Source organism: Streptomyces sp. NPDC051364 (assembly GCF_040682115.1).
In the GTDB taxonomy this organism is placed as follows: domain Bacteria; phylum Actinomycetota; class Actinomycetes; order Streptomycetales; family Streptomycetaceae; genus Streptomyces.
This window is the reverse complement of sequence record NZ_JBFBAH010000031.1, coordinates 41,465-58,938: the sequence shown is the minus strand read 5'-3', so window position 1 is coordinate 58,938 and position 17,474 is coordinate 41,465. Positions and strand designations below refer to the sequence as shown.

The following is a 17,474-nucleotide window of genomic DNA, read 5'->3' as shown; positions in this document are numbered from 1 at the left end:
CACCGCGACGTGGACGGCCGGGACCGGGCGTGCCGCCGAACTCGCCGATGCGGTCGAGATCCTCGGTGCCGGTGCGCCCCGGCTGCTCGGCTACGCCGACGCCCGCGTCCCGTCCTCGGCCCCGGGCCAGCCACGGTTCTGCGAGGCCCCGCTGGACGAGGCGGTGGGCGCCGTGGTCGCCCAGATCAGGGAGTTCCGACCGCAGGTCGTCATCACCAACGACGCCTACGGGGGCCTGACGGGGCATCCGGACCACATTCACGCCCACAGGATCGCGGTCCTCGCCGTCCACGCGGCCGGCCTCGGCCGGTTGTACCCGGCTGCCGGAGATCCCTGGCAGCCGACGGCCCTCCACCTCGCCACCCACCCCCACTCAGCCGCCCAGGCCCTCGGCGGACACCTCCTCCGACCGGGTACAACGGTGGACAGCGCGTACTCCGTCCCGGACGAGATGGTCACGGCCGTCGACGTCAGCCCGTGGGTCGAGCAGAAGCTGGCCGCCATCGCAGCCCACCGCAGCGAGGTGAAACGAGGAGCCGCCCCGGGCCGCGTCGCCGCCCTTGCACCCGAGGTCCAGCGGCGCGTCATGGGCACGGAGTGGTACATCCGCCACGGCCTCGCCCCCGCGACGGGGCCGGAGCCGCTGCTGATGCACTGATGACGCGGCGCTACGGGGGCCGGCTCCGGGTTCCGCCCAGCCCAGAGGCCCACCCTCAGCTCCGCGGGACCCTGCTGCTCAGAACACCCATCGTGTGTGGCTGTAAACCCCGTTGTCCCGGCCGAAGCCGTACGCCGTGGCCGGGGCCACCGCGAACACCACCGCGTCCCCCTTCCTGAACGCATCGCCGATCCCGTGGAAGGTGCCCTCGGCCGAGGTGATGTGTGCTCCGTACTTCGCCTCGTACGCCGCGATCACCTCCTCCAGCACCGCTGGATCGGCGACCAGCTCAACCGCGCCCTCGACCACGAGGTCGAGCCCTGCGGTGAGCGAGTTTCCCCCGGTGGTCAGTGCACAGTGCCCGTCATGAGCAAGGTTCTTCGCCTTCTGCTCCCCCGCGCCGGTCGAGAAGTACAGCACCCCGCCGTGCCAGGTGGCGATCACGGGGGTGACGTGCAGCCGGCCGTCCGGTCGCACCGTGGAGACCCAGAAGATCTCGGCGGCCTCCAACTGCTGCTGCGCCTCGGCCCATTCGGTCGCGGTGACGTCCGCGGCACCCGGGCTGGGATTGAGCGCGGAGCTATAGCGGGCGTCGAGCTCGGCCGTGGGTTGCTTCGCAGGTCCCTGTGCTGGCATGTCGGACCTCCTTCCTGTCCCCATAACGACCAGCCGTCCACCCGGAAACCATCACCACACCCGTTTGTGCCCGTCTGACGGCCGATGCATCGTTCAACGGTCCGGGAAGACGCCATCCGCGCGGCCGAGAAGGTCGTGCCTCAGATTCCGGGACTGACGCCGTTCCAACCCCGTTCGAGGAGGTCGAAGGCGCGCGCCACCCTTTCGCGGTCGTCGGCGCGTCCGCGCGCAGTGCGGGGTGCTTCCAGGACGAAGTGGGCGAGCGCCGCGCAGTGCGGGTCGTCGGCGGGAGCTCCGGCCGCCTCGGCGATGGCGTGTGCGAGCGCGGTTTCATGGCGCAGCCACATGCTCTGGGCGTAGTCGCGCAAGGCCGGGGTGCTCTCCACGAGTCCGACGAAGGCGGCGAAGTCCGCGTCGTCGTCCCGGGCTCCGACCCGGTAGCGCAGCGCGTGCTCGCGCAGGGCCGCGGGGACCGACTGACCCTGGGGCCTGTCGCGTACGGCGGCCAGCAGCCGCGCTTCCTGGTCGGCGTCCTCGTCGAAGACGAGTGCCTCTTTCACGGGGAAGTGCTTGAAGAGGGTGGTGGTGGACACGTCTGCCGCGTCGGCGATGTCGCGGATGCCGACCTGGTCGTAGCCGCGTTCGAGGAACAGGCGCAGAGCGGCATCGGCCAGGGACTGCCGGGTGGCGGCCTTCTTGCGCTCGCGGCGCCCCGGCGGCATGTGGTTCGCGGTCTTCTCGCTCATACCTCGATCCTACACCCTTAAGTTGAGCAGCTTCAAAAGTTGTGTTGTTGCAGTTTTGGATCGAGCGTGCTCTTCTGGAACGGCTCGGCCGCGTGGCACTGCCCGGCCGCAGCGTTCCCTTCTCCTGTGCCGAGCCTCCTGGAACGGAGCACCACCATGACCAACTCCAGCGCGCCCCGCATCGCGATCATCGGCGCCGGACCCGGCGGCCTGACCTGCGCCCGAATCCTCCAACAGCACGGCATCGCCGCCACCGTCCACGAACGGGACGCCTCCCGCTCCGCCCGCGACCAGGGCGGCACCCTCGACATGCACCCCGACTCGGGCCAGGACGCCCTGCGCCGAGCCGGACTGCTGGAAGGCTTCCTGGCACTGGCCCGCCCCGAAGGCCGGCAGATGCGCCTGGTCGGCCGCGACGGCAGCGTCCTCTTCGACGCCGTACCGCCCGAGGCCGGCACCGAGGCCGACACCGAAGACGGCAATCCGGAAATCGATCGCGGTCAGCTCCGCGACCTCCTGCTGGATTCACTCGATCCCGACACCGTGTACTGGGGCCACAAGCTCGCGCACGTCGAACCCCTCACCGGAAGCACCCACCACCGCCTGCACTTCGCCGACGGCACCACCACCGAGGCCGACCTCGTCATCGGAGCCGACGGCGCCTGGTCGCAGGTCCGCCGCCTGCTCTCCGACGCAACGCCGGTCTACACCGGCGTCACCTTCGTCGAAACCGGCCTCGACCACGCCGACACCCGCCACCCCGCACTCGCCTCCCTCACCGGCGACGGCACCATGATGGCTCTCGACGACAACCGGGGCTTCGTCGCCCAGCGCAACAGCCACCAGCACATCCGTGTCTACATCGGCATGCGCACCGACGAGAACTGGTACCGGAAGGCCGCCGTCGACCTGGCCGCCGACGGCGCCGTCCGTGAAGCGCTGCTCGAGGAGTTCACCGGCTGGAGCCGCGAGCTGCTCGGCTTCATCACCGACACCGACACCGGGTACGTCAACAGGCCTCTGTACGCCCTGCCCGTCCCGCATGCCTGGCGGCACACCCCCGGCCTCACCCTCCTCGGCGACGCCGCCCATCTCATGTCGCCGTTCTCCGGGATGGGCGCCAACCTCGCCATGCTCGACGGTGCCGACCTCGCCCGCGCCCTCATCGACAACACCGCCGTCGACGACGCCGTCCGCGCCTACGAGAACCTTCTGCTGCCCCGCTCCAGGGAAGCAGCCGAAGGCGCCGCCGAGGGAATCGACAGCGCCTTCGCGCCCGACAGTGCCGCCCAAGTCCTCGCCCACATGTCCCAAAACCACTGACAGCCGGCCAGCACAGGACCGGCAGTTTCGGCATGGCCGGCTCTGCGGTTGATGCCTGTCTGGGAGCAGGAAGTCAGTAGCGGACTCGGGCCGTCGCAGACGATCATGCACGGCATGAGCGAACAACCCGCGCGATGGACCCAGGCAACCGTCTACCCCGACATGTGGGCCGACCCGGACGACGACCTCCGCAACAACGAGGACAGTCCGGAGGGCGAGCTTGCGACGCTGTTGGACTTCCTGACGAACTACCGCATAACCCTGCGGATGAAGTGCGAGGGTCTGGAGGCGGAGCAGCTGGCCCGCCGGTCGATTCCGCCCTCGACGATGTCGCTGCTCGGCCTGCTCCGGCACCTCGCCGAGGTGGAACGGGACTGGCGCAACTGGACCACCGACGGCGACCAGCTGCCGAAGCTGTACGGCGCGAAGGACGCGGACTTCCACGGCGCGGTCGCCGACCAGGCCGTTGTCGACGCCGCGTACGCCGATCTGGAGCGCGAGCAGGCCGCGACGGACGCCGCGCTGGCCGAGCACCCGGACCTGAGCGCGCGTGTGGGCAAGGACGGGATCGCAATTCGGGAGCTGATGGTGCACCGGATCGACGAGTACGCCCGTCACTCCGGGCACGCCGACCTGTTGCGCGAGTGCATCGACGGAAGGGTGGGCCAGTAACGGGTCCGGGGTTCTCGACCGGCACCACCCTCGGGCGCCCCGTCAGCGGACGACGTCGAACACGTTCTTCTGCAGGCCGTTGGCGTAGGCCTCGTGCTCGACCAGCTTCAGCTTCTGGGCGTCCTTGTCCGTCGCACTGAACAGGCGCTTGCCCGCGCCGAGCAGGAGCGGGAAGACGAGCAGGTGGTAGCGGTCGATCAGGCCGGCGTCCGAAAGGCTCTGGTTCAGGGTGGCGCTGCCGTGGACGATGATCGGGCCGCCCTCGGTCTCCTTCAGCGCGGCGACCTCGTCGAGCGAGCGCAGGATCGTGGTCTCGCCCCAGTTCGTCACGAGGTCGTCCTCGGTGAGCGTGGTGGAGACGACGTACTTCGGCATCACCTTGTAGTCGGCGAAGTCCGCCATGTCGGGCCACACCGGGCTGAAGGCCTCGTAGCTCGTCCGGCCGAGCAGCATCGCGGTGGCTTCCGTCTGCTCGCGGCCCTTGATCTCGAAGGCCTCGGGGAGGAACTCGATGTCCTTGAAGGTCCACCCGGAGTTCCGGTATCCGGGCTCGCCGCCCGGGGCCTCCACGACGCCGTCGAGCGAGATGAAGGCGGCGCTGATCAGGGTACGCATCTCAGGTTCCTCGGTGTCTCGTGTCTGGTTCTCAGCAGGTCGCGTCGGTGCACGCTGCGACCGCACTCGCGGCGGCAGTGGCGCACCAACCATGATCTATGACTGCGGATCACGGAGAAACTCATCGGTCGTCGCCGCCCGGATCCGCGACCGGGGAGAGGCAAAGAAGGGCGGGGCGGGGCGGGGCGGGGCGGGGTGGGCCGGGCCCGGCGCGTGCCCTCGTGCACCTGCACCAGGTGGTGGGCGGGTCCCACGACGCGGTCGTCGACTACCGGGACGTGCTGGCCCAGGGCATCGGTCTCATGGTCGACACCGTGACGCGGATCGACGCGGGCGGGCGCAGCCTCACGCTCGCGAGCGGCGGCGCGGTCGGCTACGACTACCTGATCTACGCGGTGGGCAGCGGCAGCGCCGACCCGCGCGTGCCCGGAGCGGCCGAGTTCGCCCAACCGGGCACACCGGCGAGCTGACCGCCCCCCGTGGGCTGCGGACCCCCGTCCCCCAGCCCACGGCCGAGGCGGTCCAGCTCCCGGCGAATCGCGCCCCCGGCAAGGGGGCGCAGCTCCGGCGCTCAGTGAGCTAGACGTGAAACGTCGAGCAATTGAGTACCGATTCATCTAGCGGACTAGATGGCTGGATGAACATACGTCGTCCCACATGTGCCCTGTCAAGCGACTGGCGGGGTGCGCATGCAGCGACGTGGCGTGGCTCACTTTCACAGGACTCCGCTAGCCGGGTAGACGGACTTCGTTGCACTGTGTGGCGAGATCCATCTAGGCCGGTAGATAATGAGGATGTGATTCAGCAGTGAACTACGAAGTCCAGCAGTAGACGGGAGCAGTGACGGTGATGGGTGAGGAGACCCCCACCGGCCGGCGGGACACCCTGGGCGACCGCCTCGGTTTCTTGATCGAGACGATCCACCCGGCGGGCCGCGGTCCGTACACGTACCAAGAGATCGCCGACGGCACGAAGCAGTTGCCCGGCCCCTCCGTCTCGCACGGCACGGTCCAGACCATCCGCTTGAACAACAATCCGAACCCCGGTATCGACTCGATCCGAGCGATCGCCAACTTCTTCGGCGTCACCGTCGGATACCTCGCCGACGGCGAGAACGCCGACGCGATCGAGCAGCGCATCGAGGAGCGGATCTCGCGGCTTCGCGAGGAGATGGGCAAGGCCGCCGCGGCCGACGAGTTCGCCCAGGTCCTGGAGGATGAGCAGGTCAAGGCTGCGGCCTTCCGCCTCAGCGGACTGTCCGCCGGGTCCATGAGGTCCGTCACCGGCCTGATCAAGCAGCTCCGAAAAGCTGAAGGGCTTCCGGACGTGAAGCCCCGCCGTCGCCGCCCCAGGGAATCATGAGACGCGATTCAGCCACGCGACCCGCGTAAACAAGCGTGTTTCGGTCTGTCGATACGCCCTTTTTCCGCCACCGCACGCTTCCGGCTACCCTCAAGCCGATCAGGAGTGCGAAGCAGGCGAGCGGCACGGAGCAGTTGAGCTCCGCGCCGGGGAGAGCTGACGGGCGGGGAGAGCAACTATGCGCTGGTGGAAGCGCGCCGATGCGGAGTGCACCGCCGTTGCAGACCGACTCGTCATCCCCCAGCCATTCGACCTCGAGGTGTTCTGCGCAGGCATAGCCGAGCAGCGTGGCCGGCCGCTGATCCTGCTGCCTCTCGACGGGCCTCCCGACCCGGCCCTGCCCTGCGGGATCTGGCTCGGCCTGGAGGTCGCCGACCTCGTCTTCTACGACGCCGTCGCGGCTGAGATCCTCAAGGTGCAGATCGTCCTCCACGAGATCTCCCACATGCTGCTCGGTCATGTCGCCCCCGAGCTCGACCTGCCGGAACAGCCGTCCGAGGACGAGATCGCCCGTGCCTCCGAGCACTTCCACCGCCTGCTGACGCGTACGCAGACGACCGTCTCCGGTCTCGACTCCCCTGACCTTCCCGTGGCCTCGATCATCCGCGCCGAGGCGGCCCGGATCAGGAGCGTGGCCCGCATGACCGAATCGATCGACGAGGAACTCGGCCTCGACATCGACCGCCTGGCGCACCTCATGGGGCGGAGCAAGTTCGCGAGCCCGCAGGAGCGGCAGGCCGAGACCCTGGCCACGCTCATCCACGAGCGGGCCGGCCGCTACACGACGCAGTCGACCTCCAGCGAGGCCGAGGACCGTCTTGTACGCCTCCATGACGCCCTCGGGCACCCCGTTCGAAACACGTGGTCGTGAAGTGAAACACCTCGAAATCGCCGTCTTGGTCATGCTCTGGGCGGTGACGATATGGCGGGTCCCCTCAGCCGTTCGAACCGTCAAGCAACGAGCGCTGTGGATGGCGTTCGCCGCCCTGGCCCTCTCCATGACGCTCCGCCTCCCCGGGCTGATGCACGCCTTGGACGACCGGGCAGGAGTCAACAACCTGTCCACCCTCGTCAAGCACTGGCTGGGCGTGATCGCGGCCGGCGCAGTCGTCGACTTCGTCGTCGCCATCGCCCGGCCGGAAACCGGCGCCGGCCGTCGGCTGCGAGCCCGCCACTACGTCGCGTTGACCGCGATGGCGGCCATGGCTGTGCTCTTCGCCTTCTTCGTGCCGCGGCACCACGAGATGACCGACTTCTTCGAGGAGAGCGCGGGCAACGGCTGGGCCACGGTCTACTACCTCGTCTTCGTCACCTACCTCGGCATCGCGATGGCCACCGCCACCTGGCTCTTCTGGGGCAGCGCGCGGCACGCCAGTGCCCGATGGCTCCGGACCGGCGTACGCCTCATGGGCATCGGAACCGCCGTCGGCGTCCTCTACACCCTGGTGCGGTCCGGGTACATGACGAGCCGCCTCGTCGGCCTCACGGACAGCACCAGCGACATCGCGGTCGACAACGCCACCGATGCCCTGAAGTACGTCGCCATCGGCTTCATCCTCGTCGGAAGCAGCATCCCCGCGTTCGGCGTGGCCTGGCGCACCGTCCAGGACGGCCGGCACCACCGCCGGCTCCAGCCGCTCTGGCAGGACCTGACCGCAGTCACTCCCGACATCGTCCTCAAGACCGGACTCCTTCGCAGCCCGCGCCTGCGGCTGTACCGGCGCGTGATCGAGATACGCGACGCCGCCCTGGCCCTCGACGCCTACGCCGACGACGACGTACGCGAGCGTGCGCAGAGCGCTGCCCGGCAGGCCGGGTTCGACCCGGCGTCGAGCCCGGCGGCCGAAGCCCTCTGGATGCGGGCAGCACGCGAAGGCAAGGCCCGCGGCGCCCTGCCCGCCGGAAGCACCCAGGAGCCGGGCACCGTCGGAATCGACGACCTCGACTTCGCCACCGAGGTGTCGAGGCTCGTCCAGCTCGCCCGGGTCTACCACTCCCCCGTGGCCGAAGACTTCCTCAGCACGACCAGCAAGGAGGCAACGGCGTGACGACCACGATCACCCCGATCACCCGGCCCGACGACTCCCGGGCCGCGCGCCTGATCACCGACGGGCTCGATCCCAAGACCTGGATCATCGCCGACACCGTCCTCATAGGCTGGTACACCGGCCGCCTGGCCGGGATCGGATGGGGCCTCCTCGGCTGCCTGTTCGCCGCGGTCATCCCCCTGGCCTTCATCAAGTACGGCATCCGCCGCGGCCGCTGGGCCGACCGGCACGTCGGCCAGCGGCGTCAGCGCATCATCGTGATGACCTTCATCGTCGGCTCGGTCGCCACCGGCATCGCGTTGCTGTGGGCCTTCGGCGCCCCCCGGACCATGATTGCGCTCGTCGCGGCCATGCTGGTCACCCTTGCGGCCCTCCTCGCCGTGACCCCTGCATGGAAGATCAGCGTGCATGCAGCCGTCTCCTCCGGAAGCGTCGCCATGCTCTCGATGACCTACGGGCCCTGGGCGCTCCTTGCGTACCCCCTGGTCGCCGTCGTCGGCTGGTCCCGGGTAGAACTCAAGGACCATACCCTTGCCCAGGTTCTTGCAGGCGCTGCAGTGGGCGGGGCCGTCGCAGCCAGTACCTTCGCGCTGGTCCGATAGGCGGCGAGAGCCGACGCCCTCAGGTGCGGCCTTCGCCCTCCTGGGCGGTCTTGAGCTCCGGCGCGTCCGCCGCCCAGTCCGTCAGGACCACCTTGAAGCCTTCGGCGCGCGCGGCCTGGCAGACGAGCTCGTCGTCGTCCACGAGCATCCGCACCTCCCGGCCCCGGGCGATCCGCCGCAGCACCTCCAGCTTGGTGGTCCGGGCCGGCCTGCGGTCCTGGTTCCCGCGCATCCACACCCGCCCCTCCGGCAGCCCGTGCCGGGTCAGCCACTCCTCCGTGTCCGCGCGGCACCGCTCCGGGCGTCCGGTCAGGTACACGACCTCGCAGTCGGCCGCCTGTTCCACCGCCAGCGCCACCCCGCGCGCGAGCGGCGGATCCGCCGGGGCCGCGCCGAAGAAGCCGTCCCAGTCCCGGGGGCGGCGCTCCAGGAAGTGCTGGCGGTGGTCGGTGTCGGCCAGGGTGTTGTCGATGTCGAAGACGGCCAGCGGCCGACGGTGGTTACTGTCACTCATGCGGGTCAGAGTAGGCAGGGAATCCTTTCGGCGCGCGTGCGTTACAGCCTTGTGTGATCCGGAAACTCTCCATCCTCGACCGGTCCCGCACGCGCGAGGGGCACCCGCCCCCGCAGGCCCTGCGCGACACCGTGGAGCTCGCCCGTGCGGCGGAGCGGCTCGGCTACCACCGCTTCTGGGTGTCCGAGCACCACAGCGTCCCCGGAGTCGCAGGCTCCGCCCCCGCCGTACTGGCCGCGGCCGTCGCAGGGGCCACCCGGCGGATCCGGGTCGGCACCGGCGGGGTGATGCTGCCCAACCACCAACCGCTGGTGGTCGCCGAGCAGTTCGGGGTCCTGGAATCGCTGTTCCCGGGCCGGATCGACATGGGGCTCGGCCGCTCCGTCGGCTTCACCGGCGGGATCCGCCGGGCGCTGGGCCGGGACACCGGGGACGCCGACCGGTTCGAGGAGCAGCTGGCGGAGCTGCTGGGCTGGCTCGACGGCACCCAGCATGCGCATCCCGAGGTGCACGCCCACCCGGCGGAGGGGCTGCGGATACCGGCGTACGTGCTGGCCACCGGCGAGGGAGCCGGTATCGCGGCCCGGGCCGGGCTGCCGCTGGTGGTGGGCGACCTGCGGGCCCGGGACCGGGTCACGGAGATCATCGGGCGCTACCGCGAGGAGTTCCGCCCCTCGGCCGGCGGCTCGGAGCCGTACGTGGTGGTCTCCGGGACGGTGGCGGTGGCGCCGACTCCGGAGGCGGCCCGGCGCATCCTGATCCCGGAAGCGTGGTCCCTCGCGTACTCCCGCACCCGGGGCAGCTTCCCGCCCCTGCGCCCGGCGGAGGAGGTCGAGGCCCTGGCAATGACCTCGAAAGAGCGGGAGCTGTACGAGGGCGGGCTCGCCGGGCACATCCACGGCACCGAGGAGCAGGTCGCGGCCGAGCTTGCCGAGGTGGCCGAGCTGACGGGCGCGGACGAGCTGCTGGTCACCACGTCCACGTACGACCGCGTGGCGCTGCTGGACTCCTTCGAGCGGCTGGCCCGGGTGGCCGGGCTCTGATCCGGGGCGGGCCGTAGACGCGGCCCGTACAGGTGGCCCGTACAGGTGGCCCGTACAGGTGGCCCGTAAACTGGGGCGAATGCACCACTCCACCGCCACCGCACCCCAGGCCCACCGCGACTCCTTCGTACGGGTGCGGGGTGCCCGGGAGCACAACCTGCGCGGCGTCGACGTGGACATCCCGCGCGACGCCCTGACCGTGTTCACCGGAGTCTCCGGCTCCGGCAAGAGCTCGCTGGCCTTCGGCACGCTCTACGCCGAGGCCCAGCGCCGGTACTTCGAGTCGGTGGCCCCGTACGCCCGCCGCCTGATCCACCAGATCGGCGCCCCGAAGGTGGACTCCGTCACCGGGCTGCCGCCCGCCGTCTCGCTGGAGCAGCGGCGCTCCTCCCCCGGCTCGCGGTCCTCGGTCGGGACGGTGACCCTGCTGTCCAACTCCCTGCGCATGCTGTACTCCCGCGCCGGAACCTATCCGCCGGGTGCCGAACAGCTCGACTCCGACGCCTTCTCCCCCAACACCGCCGCCGGGGCCTGCCCGTCGTGCCACGGCCTCGGCAGCATCCACCGCACCAGCGAGGAACTCCTCGTACCGGATCCGGAGCTGTCGATCCGTCAGGGTGCCATCGCCGCCTGGCCGGGCGCCTGGCAGGGCAAGAACCTCCGGGACATCCTGGAGGTGCTCGGGTACGACGTGGACGCACCCTGGCGGGAGTTGGCGGCGAAGGACCGCCAGTGGATCCTGTTCACCGAGGACCAGCCGGTGGTCACCGTGCACCCGGTGCGGGACGCGGACCGGATCCAGCGGCCGTATCAGGGCACGTACATGAGCGCCCACCGCTATGTGATGCGGACCTTCTCGGACAGCAGGAGCGCCACGCTGCGCGCCCGCGCCGAGCGGTTCCTCGCCGACTCCCCGTGCCCGGTGTGCGAGGGGCGACGGCTGCGTCCCGAGGCCCTGGCCGTGACGTTCGCAGGCCGTACGATCGCCGAGCTGGCGGCACTGCCGCTGACCGCCCTGGACGGCGTACTGGCCGCCGCGGCCCCGGACGGGGCGGCGGCCCGGGTGCTCGCCGAGGACCTGCGGTCCCGCATCGGGCCCGTCGTGGAGCTCGGGCTCGGCTACCTGAGCCTGGACCGCACCGCACCGACCCTGTCGGCGGGCGAGCTGCAGCGGCTGAGGCTGGCGACCCAATTGCGGTCGGGGCTGTTCGGGGTCGTGTACGTACTGGACGAGCCGTCGGCGGGGCTGCACCCGGCCGACACGGAGGCGCTGCTCGGCGTACTGGACCGGCTCAAGGCGGCGGGGAACACGGTGTTCGTGGTGGAGCACCACCTGGATGTGGTGCGGCATGCGGACTGGCTGGTGGACGTGGGTCCGCTGGCCGGGGAGCACGGCGGGCGGGTGCTGTACAGCGGACCGCCGCAGGAGCTGGCCGGTGTGGCCGGATCGGCGACGGCGCGCCACCTGTTCGACGCGCGCGAGGCAGGGCCGGGGCGGGAAGTACGGGAGGCGAGCGGTTCGGTCCGGCTCACCGGTGTCGACCGGCACAACCTGCGGGGCGTGGACGCGGAATTCCCGCTCGGGGTGTTCACCGCCGTGACGGGGGTGTCGGGCTCGGGCAAGTCCACGCTGGTGGGCCAGGTGCTCGCCCGGGAGGTCGGCGAGCGGCTCGCGGATCCGGGGTTCCCGGTGCGGCGCCTGGTGGAGGTGGACCAGAAGCCGATCGGCCGCACACCGCGGTCCAACCTGGCCACGTACACGGGGTTGTTCGACGTGGTGCGCAAGCTGTTCACGGCGGCTCCGCAGGCACGGGCGCGCGGCTGGAAGGCGGGCCGGTTCTCCTTCAACGTGCCGGGCGGCCGGTGCGAGACCTGCCAGGGCGAGGGCTTCGTCTCGGTGGAGCTGCTGTTCCTGCCGAGTACGTACGCGCCGTGCCCGGAGTGCGCCGGGGCCCGGTACAACACCGAGACCCTGGAGGTACGGTACGAGGGGCTGAACATCGCGGAGGTGCTGGCGCTGACGGTGGAGTCCGCGGCCGCGTTCTTCGCGCAGGTCCCGGCGGCGGCGCGCAGCCTGCGGGCGCTGGAGGACATCGGGCTGGGCTATCTGCGGCTGGGGCAGCCGGCCACGGAGCTGTCGGGCGGCGAGGCGCAGCGGATCAAGCTGGCCACGGAGCTCCAGCGGCAGCGCCGCGACCACACCCTGTACGTACGGGACGAGCCGACGACGGGGCTGCATCCGGCCGATGTACGGGTGCTGCTGCGGCAGTTGCACGGGCTGGTGGACGCCGGGCACTCGGTGGTGGTCGTGGAGCACGACATGGAGGTGGTGGCGGGCGCGGACTGGGTGATCGACCTGGGCCCGGGCGGCGGCGCCGAGGGCGGCCGGATCGTCGCGGCGGGTCCGCCCGCGCGGGTGGCCCGGGCGGCGGCGAGCCGCACCGCCCCCTACCTCGCCCGTGCGCTGGAGCCGGGATCCTGGTAGGACCGCCCGGCTCCGGGGAGCAGGCTGAAGACGGCGATGCTCGCGGCCCACACCACGGCCAGTCCGAACAGCACGAGCAGCAGCCACGGCCAGCCGCTGCGGACCTGCTCCAGCTCCCAGGCCCGGAGCTGCACCTTGCAGTGCGCGTTCACCGCGTCGTCGGTCATGCCGCACAGCGGCTCGGGTTCGGCCGCGGCGGCGACCGTCGCCTGTGCCTGGCCGGTGGGCGCGGGGGACGGCAGGAGTTCGGGGTGGGAGTCGAGCCAGGTGGCGAAGGTGTCGCGCATGGCTGCGTGGCCGCGTTCGTTCGGGTGCAGGCTGTTGTGGAGCCACTTGGCGGGGCTGAAGCGCTGTGAGGCGAGCCCGTTGACCGTCTCGATGTCCACGAAGTTGACTCCGGCTGCGCCCTTTCTGCGCTCGCACAGCTGGAGCCGGTGCGTGGCGAAGCTGTCCTTCATCTCGGCCATGTAAGTGATGCCCGCCGTGTCGGCCGCCTGGCGCATCGTGGTGTCGATCTGTTCCACGAACGTGCGGATGAAATCGCGCTCGGCCTTCGTGAGGGCCACCCCGGTGCAGCTGCCGGCTGCGGCGATCGGCTGCGGATAGGGCACGGCCACGATGGGCACGTCGGCGGGCACGGCCTGCCGAAGCGAACGGTAGGTCGCGATGAGGTCCTGGCGGACCTTCGGCAGGTTGTTCATGAACAGAGGCCTGCGGGTCTCGCAGTCGCCCGGGGCGAGGCACGCCTCTCCGAGGATGGCGAATCCGGCGTCGTTGCCCCCCAGCGCGACGATGACGAGGGCCGGGTGGAACGAGGACGCCAGGCTGTTCAGCTGGTCGAGCTGGGTGGCCGGTTCGCCCGGCTGCGCACGGGAGGGGCCGGATCCGGAGCGGGGGTTGACGTTGTAGGTGCGCGCGCCGGAACAGGCGAGGAACAGCACGCGGTCGAACCGCGGGCCGGCGGTGGCGAGTCCGACCGCATAGGCGGAGGGCGAGCGTCGGCACTCATTGCGGCCGCCGTCGTCGGTTCCCTCGAAGTAGCTGCTCGCGCCCTCGCCCGACATGTAGGAGTCGCCCAGGGCCACGAGGACGCGCTGCCCTCCGGCGGGGTCGAGTGCCTGGGGGTGTCGGTGCTCCGGGGGCGCCGCCGCGAGGAGGCAGAGGCCCGCGAGGACAAGGGCGACGTCGGTGTGCGTGTTGGAGACGATGGCCGCCAGCAGGAGCAGTGCCGCCGCGACGAGCACCGCGTTCAGCACCCAGTCCCGCTGCACGAGCCACAGGCAGGACAGGACGACTCCGGCGGTGACGGCGAGGCCGAGGATCCCGACGACTCCCACACCGGCCCCGGGTCCCGCGGCGGAGCGCCGCGTCCGCAGGAGCCGTACGCCCCATTCGGACAGGAGGTTGAGGCCGAGCGGGAGGAGCACGAAAAGGGCCGCGCCGAGGGTGATGAGCAGGCCGACGTAGAGACCGCCCTTGGCCCTGGGCAGCACGAGGGCGGCGATGACCGCCACCAGCGCAGTCAGCGCCATCAGGGCCGCACCCCACAGCAGCAGAGCCCCCCTCGGCCGGCCCGGATCGATTCCCCGCCATGCTTCGACGAACCAGCCCAGACCGAGCAGCAGGAGCACCGACCCGACGAGCGGCAGGGCGTCTCCTTCCACTCCCACCAGGTGGAGGACGAGCACCACCACTCCGGCGGTGGTCAGCAGGCCGGCCGCCCGGAGCAGCCAGCGCGGGGTGCGCCCGCCGGGGTCCCGCTCGTGCCCGAGGCCCAGCTGTCGTCCGACGAAGACGGCACTGCAGACGCCGAAGAAGCCGAGGGCCCCGTACAGCTCCGGGAGAGGCACTCCGCGGCTCGACTCCACGACGAGCACCACGGCGCCCACGACGAACAGCGCCCGCGGCCCCCACCACATCAGCATGCCGCGCATGTCCCGCCGCCCGACCGGCCCTGCCGACTCGTCACCGTGCATGTCCCTGCACCCTTCTGCCGGTCGGACGAGAAGCCTTCGGACGACGTCGGTTGGCGCCCGACGGGCTACGCGTCCCCCGGCAGCAGGTGCTGCGGGAGTTCGCGGAAGCTCCACCGTCCCTGCTGGCGGGTGAACAGCCAGACCAGGTCGTAGCGGTCGGGCCAGGCTGCGGGGATGCCGAGGACCTGGTGGGCACCGAGGGAGTGGATCAGGCGGGGGATGCCGGTGTGCTCCCAGCAGACGAGTACGGGCATACGCGCGGCCAGCGCGGCGCGGGCCAGCGCCGGTTCGGCGCCGACGGCGAACTCACCGCGCAGCGGGGTACGCAGGGCCGAGGTAAGCGGCTCGACCGTCTGGCGGCAGCGGGCGGGGGCTCCGGCCTTGCCTCCGGCCGCGAAGACGACCGCGGGACGGGGCAGCGTGGAACCGCCTGCGGGCGGGAAGAGGCGGTGCAGTTCCTCGGCGCGGCGCCGGCCGCGGCCGGCGAGGGATCCGGGGTCCTCGTTGCCGTCCTCGTCCTCGCCCAGGTCCCCGGCGTACGGCTTCTCCGCATGCCGGATCACCATGACCAGGGCGTCCTTCGGCGCGGGTTTCGGGCCGTGGCCCGAGGTGCCGGACGGGTCCTCCCCGGAGCAGCCGGCCATCGCGAGCGGGGCGAGGGCGGCGGCCGCCAGGAGGGTGCGGCGGCGCGGTCCGGACCCGGCGGGGGCTTGTGGCATGGGGCCCACTGTCCCCCACGTGCCGGACGCCGGCGGAGCGCGGCGCGTCGTACGGCCGCCACGAGCGCCCGGTCGGCCGATCGGATCCGCCGATCGGGTCAGCGGACCCGGTCAGCCGGTCAGCCGGTCAGCCGGTCGGGTCAGCGGGTCGGGGCAGCCGGTCGGGTCAGCGGGTCGGGGCAGCCGTCGGCCGAGGCTTCTCGTACGGGGAGGGCACCGGGAAGTACGCCTCCAGGAACGCGGTGACCGCGCGCTGCTGCTCCCGGGGCGACAGGCCGGGTCCGGCGTCGTCGTCGGCGAGGCAGAGCGCGTCGGCCCAGCGGTCGGCGGCGAGGCCGGGCAGCCGGTCGATCTCGTCGGTCCGGCCGGTGCTGACGTACGCGTGGAGCAGTTCGCCCTCGACCGCGCGGGCGTCGGCGAGGGCGAGGTGGGAGGCGAGGGTGACGGGCGCGAGGTCGTCGGCGCTGCGGAAGACGGAGCGGCTGGTGGTGGTGAGCCGTCCGGGCAGCCGTTCCTCGACGTGGGCGAAGAGGGAGCGGCTGAGCGGGTACGGGGTGTGGGCCAGGATGTGCGGGTAGGTGCGGCCGACGGCCTGTTCCACGGCGTGCCGGGTGGCCTTCTGGGAGGCGGTGAAGACGTCGTCGTCATCGCTCGGGGCGTCGGGGGCCACGGCCCGCCGGTCGTGGAAGACCTTGGGCAGTCCGGAGGAGAGGAAGTAGTTCTGCGGGCGCTGCGGGCGGCCGAGGAAGATGTCGTCGTTGAAGTAGAGGAAGTGCTCGGCGAGGCCGGGGATGCGGTGGAGCTGGCTCTCGATGGCGTGGGAGTTGAACACCGGGAGGCCGGCGGGGTCGGCGAACAGCTCGCGGTGGTCGACGACGGTCACCTGGGGGTGGTCGGTGGCGAGCCAGGACGGGGTCTGGTCGTCGGTGACGACGAAGACGCGGCGGATCCAGGGCGCGTGGGCGGCGATGGAGCGCAGGCAGTAGCGGAGCTCCCCGCGGTCGCGGTAGCGGTTCTCGGCGTGGTCGACGAGGGTGTGGACACCGGTGCCGGCCTCGGCTGCGGCGGCGTGGTCCCGGCGGCGGCGCCAGGCGGGGTCGGCCGCGTCGACCCAGGTGATCACGGCGTCGACGGGGAAGTCGATGTCGTCGGGGAAGCGGCCTGCGAAGGCGTCGACGACGGGGTGGTCGCGTTCGCCGACACGGAGGGTGGAGGTGGCTTCGAGGGTGGGCACCCACCAGCCGTACGGGGTCTCGCGCAGGCCGGCGATCGCGCCGCTGCCGGAATCGGCGGCTTCCCAGAACTCCAGGTCGCAGCCGGTGTCGGGGCCGTAGGCCAGGGTCCGGCCGGAGGTGACGACCGGCTGGAAGAGGCGGACGCCCTTGATCTTCGGGTGCGGCGGGTCGGCGGGCCCGGACTCCCGGGCCGCGACGGCTTCCGGCAGTGCTTCGGCGAGGACCTCCCCCGCTTCACCGCCGTCGCCGTCGCCGAGGAGCAGGGCGTACACGGGGAGCCCGGCGAAGGCGCCGGCGCATGCCTTCAGGGCGGCGGCGCGGTCGTCCGGGGCGATGGCCACCCGGTGCCGGAGCCCGCCGTCGGGGACCAGTCCGTACGGGACGGCGGCCGCTTCGAGTGCCTCGGCGACCGCGTTCAGGCCGGCGTCCCGGGCGCCGGCGGGCAGCAGGTCGTCGCGGACCCGGGCGAGCCGGCCGCGGTGCCGGACCAGACCCGGCACCTTCTCCAGCAGCTCGTCCTCACGGGTCCGGCCGCCCGGGGGCGGCGCCTGGCTCCCGCTCCCGGTGCGCTCCCGCTGGGTGACGTCCGGCTGTTTCGGTACGCCGCCGGGCCGGCGCAGCGTCCGTACGATCCGGCGCAGGCCGACGGGGAGGGGAAGACGGGAAAGGCCCTGCATATACGACCTCGCGAGACGGCGCCGGTGTGCGGCACCCGAGGATGCGGGCGGCACCCGGTGTGAGGGGGTGCGGTGCCGTCCGGCAGGCAGGGGCGGATGCCTCGTTCACCTCCACCTTTCCCGTCGTTCATTTTTCACGCAAGTGTCTGGAGTCCCTTTGTCC

General features: G+C 71.6%; 15 protein-coding genes and 2 pseudogenes. 10 read left to right on the top strand and 7 right to left on the bottom strand.

Annotated elements, in window-relative coordinates:
• Position 1: 1 nt before the first annotated feature.
• Positions 2–658: pseudogene (locus AB0M76_RS35885) on the top strand (PIG-L family deacetylase); the annotation flags it as partial.
• Between the two features lie 78 nt (positions 659–736).
• Here AB0M76_RS35885 and AB0M76_RS35880 read toward each other — a convergent pair.
• Positions 737–1,294, bottom strand: coding sequence for a pyridoxamine 5'-phosphate oxidase family protein (locus AB0M76_RS35880; protein WP_365956937.1), 558 nt, complete (start codon positions 1,292–1,294; stop codon positions 737–739).
• A gap of 140 nt (positions 1,295–1,434) precedes the next feature.
• Entirely contained in the window at positions 1,435–2,040 is a 606-nt protein-coding gene (locus AB0M76_RS35875; protein WP_365956936.1) for a helix-turn-helix domain-containing protein, read from the bottom strand.
• A 156-nt stretch (positions 2,041–2,196) separates the two neighbouring features.
• On the opposite strand from AB0M76_RS35875, the gene AB0M76_RS35870 reads away from it, so the two are divergent.
• Together AB0M76_RS35870 and AB0M76_RS35865 are read left to right on the top strand one after the other, a co-directional pair.
• On the top strand, positions 2,197–3,363 hold the full coding sequence (locus tag AB0M76_RS35870) for an NAD(P)/FAD-dependent oxidoreductase (RefSeq protein ID WP_365956935.1): 1,167 nt from the start codon (positions 2,197–2,199) through the stop codon (positions 3,361–3,363).
• A 114-nt stretch (positions 3,364–3,477) separates the two neighbouring features.
• Positions 3,478–4,035 carry a DinB family protein gene (locus AB0M76_RS35865; RefSeq protein ID WP_365956934.1) on the top strand — a complete coding sequence of 186 codons (558 nt, stop codon included), beginning with the start codon at positions 3,478–3,480 and terminating at the stop codon, positions 4,033–4,035.
• 42 nt (positions 4,036–4,077) lie between these two features.
• Here AB0M76_RS35865 and AB0M76_RS35860 read toward each other — a convergent pair whose 3' ends face one another.
• The gene (locus AB0M76_RS35860; protein WP_365956933.1) at positions 4,078–4,650 is read right to left on the bottom strand and encodes a dihydrofolate reductase family protein; all 573 of its coding nucleotides are present in this window, start codon (positions 4,648–4,650) and stop codon (positions 4,078–4,080) included.
• Between the two features lie 221 nt (positions 4,651–4,871).
• Here AB0M76_RS35860 and AB0M76_RS35855 point away from each other — a divergent pair.
• From AB0M76_RS35855 to AB0M76_RS35835, 5 genes and pseudogenes are all read left to right on the top strand, one after another.
• A pseudogene (locus AB0M76_RS35855) lies at positions 4,872–5,102 on the top strand (FAD-dependent oxidoreductase); the annotation flags it as partial.
• 397 nt (positions 5,103–5,499) lie between these two features.
• Positions 5,500–6,012, top strand: a complete 513-nt coding sequence (locus tag AB0M76_RS35850) for an XRE family transcriptional regulator (RefSeq protein ID WP_365956955.1) — start codon at positions 5,500–5,502, stop codon at positions 6,010–6,012.
• A 178-nt stretch (positions 6,013–6,190) separates the two neighbouring features.
• A complete protein-coding gene (locus AB0M76_RS35845) occupies positions 6,191–6,883 on the top strand; it encodes a hypothetical protein (protein WP_365956932.1) in 693 nt (230 codons plus the stop codon).
• On the top strand, positions 6,843–8,060 hold the full coding sequence (locus tag AB0M76_RS35840) for an MAB_1171c family putative transporter (RefSeq protein WP_365956931.1): 1,218 nt from the start codon (positions 6,843–6,845) through the stop codon (positions 8,058–8,060). The genes AB0M76_RS35845 and AB0M76_RS35840 overlap by 41 nt, the downstream gene beginning before the upstream one ends.
• Positions 8,057–8,662: a hypothetical protein gene (locus tag AB0M76_RS35835; RefSeq protein ID WP_365956930.1), complete on the top strand. Its 606-nt coding sequence runs from the start codon at positions 8,057–8,059 to the stop codon at positions 8,660–8,662. Before AB0M76_RS35840 ends, AB0M76_RS35835 begins: the two co-directional genes overlap by 4 nt.
• 19 nt (positions 8,663–8,681) lie before the next feature.
• On the opposite strand, the gene AB0M76_RS35830 is transcribed toward AB0M76_RS35835, so the two are convergent.
• A complete protein-coding gene (locus AB0M76_RS35830; RefSeq protein ID WP_365956929.1) occupies positions 8,682–9,176 on the bottom strand; it encodes a hypothetical protein in 495 nt (164 codons plus the stop codon).
• A 53-nt stretch (positions 9,177–9,229) separates the two neighbouring features.
• Here AB0M76_RS35830 and AB0M76_RS35825 point away from each other — a divergent pair, with 53 nt between their 5' ends.
• Positions 9,230–10,219, top strand: a complete 990-nt coding sequence (locus AB0M76_RS35825; protein ID WP_365956928.1) for an LLM class flavin-dependent oxidoreductase — start codon at positions 9,230–9,232, stop codon at positions 10,217–10,219.
• Between the two features lie 79 nt (positions 10,220–10,298).
• The gene (locus AB0M76_RS35820; protein WP_365956927.1) at positions 10,299–12,704 is read left to right on the top strand and encodes an excinuclease ABC subunit UvrA; all 2,406 of its coding nucleotides are present in this window, start codon (positions 10,299–10,301) and stop codon (positions 12,702–12,704) included.
• On the opposite strand, the gene AB0M76_RS35815 is transcribed toward AB0M76_RS35820, so the two are convergent.
• The 3 genes from AB0M76_RS35815 to AB0M76_RS35805 form a co-directional block, all read right to left on the bottom strand.
• Positions 12,668–14,680, bottom strand: a complete 2,013-nt coding sequence (locus tag AB0M76_RS35815; protein WP_365956926.1) for an SGNH/GDSL hydrolase family protein — start codon at positions 14,678–14,680, stop codon at positions 12,668–12,670. The two genes, AB0M76_RS35820 and AB0M76_RS35815, sit on opposite strands and share 37 nt — an antisense overlap.
• 65 nt (positions 14,681–14,745) lie before the next feature.
• On the bottom strand, positions 14,746–15,399 hold the full coding sequence (locus AB0M76_RS35810; RefSeq protein ID WP_365956925.1) for a hypothetical protein: 654 nt from the start codon (positions 15,397–15,399) through the stop codon (positions 14,746–14,748).
• Positions 15,400–15,565: 166 nt separating this feature from the next.
• Positions 15,566–17,311, bottom strand: coding sequence for a stealth conserved region 3 domain-containing protein (locus tag AB0M76_RS35805; RefSeq protein ID WP_365956924.1), 1,746 nt, complete (start codon positions 17,309–17,311; stop codon positions 15,566–15,568).
• Between the last annotated feature and the right edge of the window lie 163 nt (positions 17,312–17,474).

Excerpts from the sequence above, each read along its gene's own strand:
- AB0M76_RS35880 (WP_365956937.1), bottom strand. The coding sequence starts at position 1,294 with ATGCCAGCACAGGGACCTGCGAAGCAACCCACGGCCGAGCTCGACGCC.
- AB0M76_RS35875 (WP_365956936.1), bottom strand. The coding sequence starts at position 2,040 with ATGAGCGAGAAGACCGCGAACCACATGCCGCCGGGGCGCCGCGAGCGC.
- AB0M76_RS35870 (WP_365956935.1), top strand. The coding sequence starts at position 2,197 with ATGACCAACTCCAGCGCGCCCCGCATCGCGATCATCGGCGCCGGACCC.
- AB0M76_RS35865 (WP_365956934.1), top strand. The coding sequence starts at position 3,478 with ATGAGCGAACAACCCGCGCGATGGACCCAGGCAACCGTCTACCCCGAC.
- AB0M76_RS35860 (WP_365956933.1), bottom strand. The coding sequence starts at position 4,650 with ATGCGTACCCTGATCAGCGCCGCCTTCATCTCGCTCGACGGCGTCGTG.
- AB0M76_RS35850 (WP_365956955.1), top strand. The coding sequence starts at position 5,500 with ATGGGTGAGGAGACCCCCACCGGCCGGCGGGACACCCTGGGCGACCGC.
- AB0M76_RS35845 (WP_365956932.1), top strand. The coding sequence starts at position 6,191 with ATGCGCTGGTGGAAGCGCGCCGATGCGGAGTGCACCGCCGTTGCAGAC.
- AB0M76_RS35840 (WP_365956931.1), top strand. The coding sequence starts at position 6,843 with ATGACGCCCTCGGGCACCCCGTTCGAAACACGTGGTCGTGAAGTGAAA.
- AB0M76_RS35830 (WP_365956929.1), bottom strand. The coding sequence starts at position 9,176 with ATGAGTGACAGTAACCACCGTCGGCCGCTGGCCGTCTTCGACATCGAC.
- AB0M76_RS35820 (WP_365956927.1), top strand. The coding sequence starts at position 10,299 with ATGCACCACTCCACCGCCACCGCACCCCAGGCCCACCGCGACTCCTTC.
- AB0M76_RS35815 (WP_365956926.1), bottom strand. The coding sequence starts at position 14,680 with ATGCACGGTGACGAGTCGGCAGGGCCGGTCGGGCGGCGGGACATGCGC.
- AB0M76_RS35810 (WP_365956925.1), bottom strand. The coding sequence starts at position 15,399 with ATGCCACAAGCCCCCGCCGGGTCCGGACCGCGCCGCCGCACCCTCCTG.
- AB0M76_RS35805 (WP_365956924.1), bottom strand. The coding sequence starts at position 17,311 with ATGCAGGGCCTTTCCCGTCTTCCCCTCCCCGTCGGCCTGCGCCGGATC.